The sequence below is a fragment of the Peptidiphaga sp. genome, from assembly GCF_057238965.1.
In genome coordinates, this window is the sequence record NZ_DBHHEV010000132.1 from 1 (window position 1) to 4,472 (window position 4,472).

The 4,472-nt window shown below is 66.3% G+C and carries 4 protein-coding genes; 1 reads left to right on the forward strand and 3 read right to left on the reverse strand.

Annotated elements, in window-relative coordinates; translation table 11 throughout:
* Positions 1-532, forward strand: a 532-nt coding sequence (locus tag ACO48X_RS10855) for a hypothetical protein (RefSeq protein ID WP_485002101.1), incomplete at its 5' end; no start/stop codon positions are given.
* 186 nt (positions 533-718) lie between these two features.
* Here ACO48X_RS10855 and purL read toward each other — a convergent pair.
* From purL to ACO48X_RS10870, 3 genes are all read right to left on the reverse strand, one after another.
* Positions 719-3,235 (reverse strand): phosphoribosylformylglycinamidine synthase subunit PurL, encoded by a 2,517-nt coding sequence (gene purL, locus ACO48X_RS10860; protein WP_485002102.1) that lies wholly within the window; start codon positions 3,233-3,235, stop codon positions 719-721.
* Positions 3,236-3,324: 89 nt separating this feature from the next.
* Complete coding sequence (gene purQ, locus ACO48X_RS10865; protein ID WP_485002103.1) at positions 3,325-4,017, reverse strand: phosphoribosylformylglycinamidine synthase subunit PurQ; 693 nt, start codon at positions 4,015-4,017, stop codon at positions 3,325-3,327.
* Positions 4,014-4,271 carry a phosphoribosylformylglycinamidine synthase subunit PurS gene (locus tag ACO48X_RS10870; RefSeq protein ID WP_485002104.1) on the reverse strand — a complete coding sequence of 86 codons (258 nt, stop codon included), beginning with the start codon at positions 4,269-4,271 and terminating at the stop codon, positions 4,014-4,016. The genes purQ and ACO48X_RS10870 overlap by 4 nt, the downstream gene beginning before the upstream one ends.
* Positions 4,272-4,472 lie beyond the last annotated feature (201 nt).

Consider the following 4,472-nt stretch of genomic DNA (forward strand, 5'->3'; position numbering starts at 1 on the left):
ACACCATATGAGTCGCATTTCAAGCGCACACAGGCAAAAACACCGAAGGAGCAGCCCGATGACCGGTGAACCGGATGTCTTCGATTACTACAGCGACTCAAAGCTGAAGTCTTCATCGAAAATCAAAGTCAAGCCAGCATTGCTTGTGCTCATTCTTCTGACCTTGGCCACCGCAGCCGTGTTGATTCAAGCCCATTGGCTCGACAACCACACCTCCTACCGTCCCGCTGAAGCCGATATCGAAGGCTATCTTCTGTCGCTCACCGAACGGCCGTTGTGCATACTGATCCCTTGCGCATACATCCTCGCAATCGCGACTTTGGCGGATCGAACCACTGTCGCGTGCTCAATCCTGTCGGTCGTCGCCAACGCCTTGGCCCTTGCCGCCACGGTGCCTCTAGCAATCTACGTATCGAGGTGGAACGACTGGACCGTGAAGCTTCCACTTTCTCCTGCCCTTTTCGCATTGTCCGTGGCTGCAGCGAGCGCCGACCTACGGGACAAAATCAAGTCCGTCCATGAACGGCTTTGAAGCGCGAAGGATCTCAGGGCCGGAGCGGTGCTGCATCGCGCAGCAAAGAAAGCGGGTGCTACATGGTGCAGCAAAAAGCTGCCGTTGGCCAGCCCCGCGCGACCGGTCCGAATCGCACGATCGACCCGAATCATGCGCAAACCGACCCGAAGCGGGACGTCTCAATCGAAGAGAAAGCGGGACGGCTCAATCGAAGAGACCGCGCAGCACCGCGTCGGACGCGGCAGCGAGTTCGGCGACGTCGAACACCAAAACCTCGTCGGAGCTTCCCGCCAGGCCCTCGTCGGAGCTTCCCGCCGGACCGCCGGTCTCCGGCCCGAGAGGCGAGTCAGCGACGGGCGACGCCACAGCCCCGCCAGCAGCGCCTGGCTTGGCAGGCGCATCGACAGAAGCTTCAGCAGACCATTCGGCCCCGTCGGCTGCGGCCCACCGCTCGGCGGCAAGCTGGATCGCAAGCAGCTCCCCGCCCGTCGTCCCCAAACGCACGGCCGCAACGCCCTCGGCCTCGGCCGCGCGCAGCACGAGATCGAGATAGCCTTCGGGGACGGCAAGCACCGCGCGGGCCTGCGACTCCGAGAAAAGCGCGGTGAAATTGTCGATTCCCTCGCGGGAAGCCAGATCCGCCAGATCGACAGACGCGCCGACCCCCGCCCGCACGGACATGTCCGCGAGCGCCTGGACGAGGCCCCCGTTGGAAACGTCGTGCGCCGCGGCCAGGACGGGCCCGAGATCGCCGGTGTCGGCGTCGTGCAATGCCAAAAGCACGCGCCCCAGCGCCATTTCCGCCTGAAGGTCCGCCTTCGGCGGCCGCCCGCCCAAATGTCCGTGGATCGCCCGCGCCCAGGCGGAGCCGTCGAGCTCGTCGCGGGTGCGGCCGAGCAGCACGACGGCGAGGCCGTCCTCCCGCCAGCCGGACGGCACGGCGGTGCGCACGTCGTCCATGACTCCGAGGACGCCGACGACAGGCGTCGGGTTGATCGACGAGTCGACGCGGCCTTTCTCCTTGCCGTGCGAATTGTATAGCGAGACGTTTCCGCCGGTCACGGGCACGCCCATCTCCCTGCAGGCATCCGCAAGCCCGGTGATCGCCTGGACGAGCTGCCACATGGCGTCCGGGTCCTCCGGCGAACCGAAGTTCAGGCAGTCGGTGACCGCCAGAGGCTTCGCGCCCACGGTGCAAACGTTGCGGTACGCCTCGGCCAGAGCCTGGCGGGCGCCCTCGTACGGGTCGAGCTTCGTGTAGCGCCCGTTGGCGTCGGTGGAAATCGCGATACCCCGCCCGGTTTCCTCGTCAACGCGGATCACCCCTGCGTCGTCGGGTTGGGAAAGGGCCGTGTTTCCGCGGACGAACCTGTCATACTGGTCGGTCACCCAGCCCGCGCCCGCCTGATTCGGATCGGCGAGCACGCGCATGACGTGCTCGCGCAGCTCGGCCGGTGAACCGGGGCGGGAAAGCCCATCCGCGCCGTCGGCGTTGAGCGCGTCCTGCCACTGCGGACGGGCGTACGGCCGCTCGTATGCAGGGCCTTCGTGGGCGACGGACCGCGGATCGACGTCGACGATCCTGTACCCGTGGTGGTCGATCGTCAGCCGCCCCGAGGAATTGACGGTCCCGATGACGGCAGCCTCAACCTCCCACTTGCCGACGACGTCCATGAACGCATCAAGCTTGTCCGGGGCGACGACGGCCATCATCCGCTCCTGCGATTCGCTCATGAGGATTTCCCCGGCGGTGAGGGTGGGGTCGCGCAGAAGAACGTTCTCGAGGTCCACGTGCATGCCGCCGTCGCCGTTGGAGGCGAGCTCGCTCGTGGCGCAGGAAATTCCGGCCGCACCGAGGTCTTGGATTCCCAAGACGAGGCCCCCCGCGAAGAGCTCGAGGCAGCATTCGATGAGGACCTTCTCCATAAACGGGTCGCCCACCTGCACCGAGGGCCGTTTGGCGGGCATGCCGTCTTCGAAGGCCTCGGAGGCAAGGATCGACGCCCCGCCGATGCCGTCGCCGCCGGTGCGCGCCCCGAAGAGCACCACCTTGTTGCCCTCGCCCGAAGCGTTGGCGAGGTGGACGTCGCCGTGGCGCAGCACGCCCACGCACAGGGCGTTGACGAGCGGATTCTCCTGGTAGGACGCGTCGAATTCGGTCTCCCCGCCGATGTTCGGCAGCCCGAGGCAGTTGCCGTATCCGCCGACGCCGGCGACGACGCCGTGCACCACGCGGGCCGTGTCCGCATGTCCGACGTCGCCAAAGCGCAGCTGGTCCATGACCGCCACGGGGCGGGCGCCCATGGAGACAATGTCGCGCACGATGCCGCCCACGCCGGTGGCAGCTCCCTGATAGGGCTCAACAAAGCTCGGGTGATTGTGCGATTCCACCTTGAACGTCACGGCCCAGCCGTCGCCGATGTCCACGACTCCGGCGTTCTCGCCCATGCCCACGAGCAGGCGCTCACGCATCTCGGGCGTGAGCTTGCTGCCGAATTGCTTGAGGTGGATCTTCGAGGACTTGTACGAGCAGTGCTCGGACCACATGACCGAGTACATGGCGAGCTCGGCGGCCGTGGGACGCCTGCCGAGGATCTGCCTGATGCTCGCGTATTCGTCCTCTTTGAGGCCGAGCTCGGCCCAGGGCATGGGCTGCTCGGGCGTCGCGGCTGCTTCCTCGACGGTGTCATAGCTTTCGTTGCGGTGCTCGGCCGAGGCCATGGATTCTCCTGTTCCGAGGGGAGCGTCGCATCCCTTGGGCGGGGCGGCGTCCCGAAATGTGAGCGCTGGATTCGCGGCCCTTCGCGCCGCTATGCGAGAACCGATTCGAGGGCGGATGTGAAAAAGGTCAGCCCGTCGGTTCCCGAACGGAGCCCGTCGGCGCCGCCCGGGCCGAAACCCGATTCGACGGCGTGCTCCGGGTGAGGCATGAGCCCGACGACGTTCCCCGACTCGGAGACGACACCCGCGATGTCGTCGACCGACCCGTTGGGGTTGACTCCGACGTATCGGAAGGCCACGCGCCCCTCGCCTTCGAGGCGAGCTACGGTTTCGGCGTCGGCCTGGAAGCACCCTTCGCCGTTCTTCAACGGAATCGTGATGACCTGGCCCCTCGTGAAACCGGAGGTCCACGGCGTGTCCGCGTTCTCGACCGCAAGCTCTTGCTCGCGGCAGACGAAACGCTGCCCCTCGTTGCGGACCAGCGCCCCGGGCAGCAGGTGCGCCTCGCACAGAATCTGGAATCCGTTGCAGATCCCCAGCACGGGAACGCCCTTGCCCGCCGCCTTGACGACGGCCGACATGACGGGGGTCAGCGCGGCTATGGCCCCGCATCTGAGGTAGTCGCCGTAGGAAAAGCCCCCGGGCAGCACGATCGCATCGACTTCCCCGACGTCGTCTGAGGCGTGCCACAGAGCGACGGGCTCACCTCCGGCCAATCGAACGGCGCGCGCGGCGTCGCCGTCGTCCAACGTTCCCGGGAACGTGACCACGCCGATCCTCACCGCTCGTCCTCCGCAGCGTAGACGGCGACGACGTCCTCGATGATCGGGTTGGAAAGGCTCGCGGCGGCGAGTTCGCGGGCGGACTCCAGATGCCCCTCGGTCACCGGCCCCTCCACGGAAAGCTGGAAACGCTTGCCCTGCCGCACGTCTGTGAAGACGTCCACTCCGTGCCGAAGGAAGGCTCCGCGCACGGCCTTGCCCTGCGGGTCGAGAATTTCAGGCTTCGGCATGACTTCGACGATGATCCGCCCCAAGGGCTTCCTCCTGTCTCACAAATCGGACGCCATGCGGCGCCTCGCGTCCATGATATGGGCACGAGGCGCTTTCGCGCACGCTTTTCCGAAATTCGAGCGGCGGGTTCGCCCAGCCGTTCGGCAACCTCGTCCCGTCACGACCAGCGGCTGCCGGTCAGACGCTCGTAGATCTGCACATAACGCTCGCGGGTCTTGTCGACC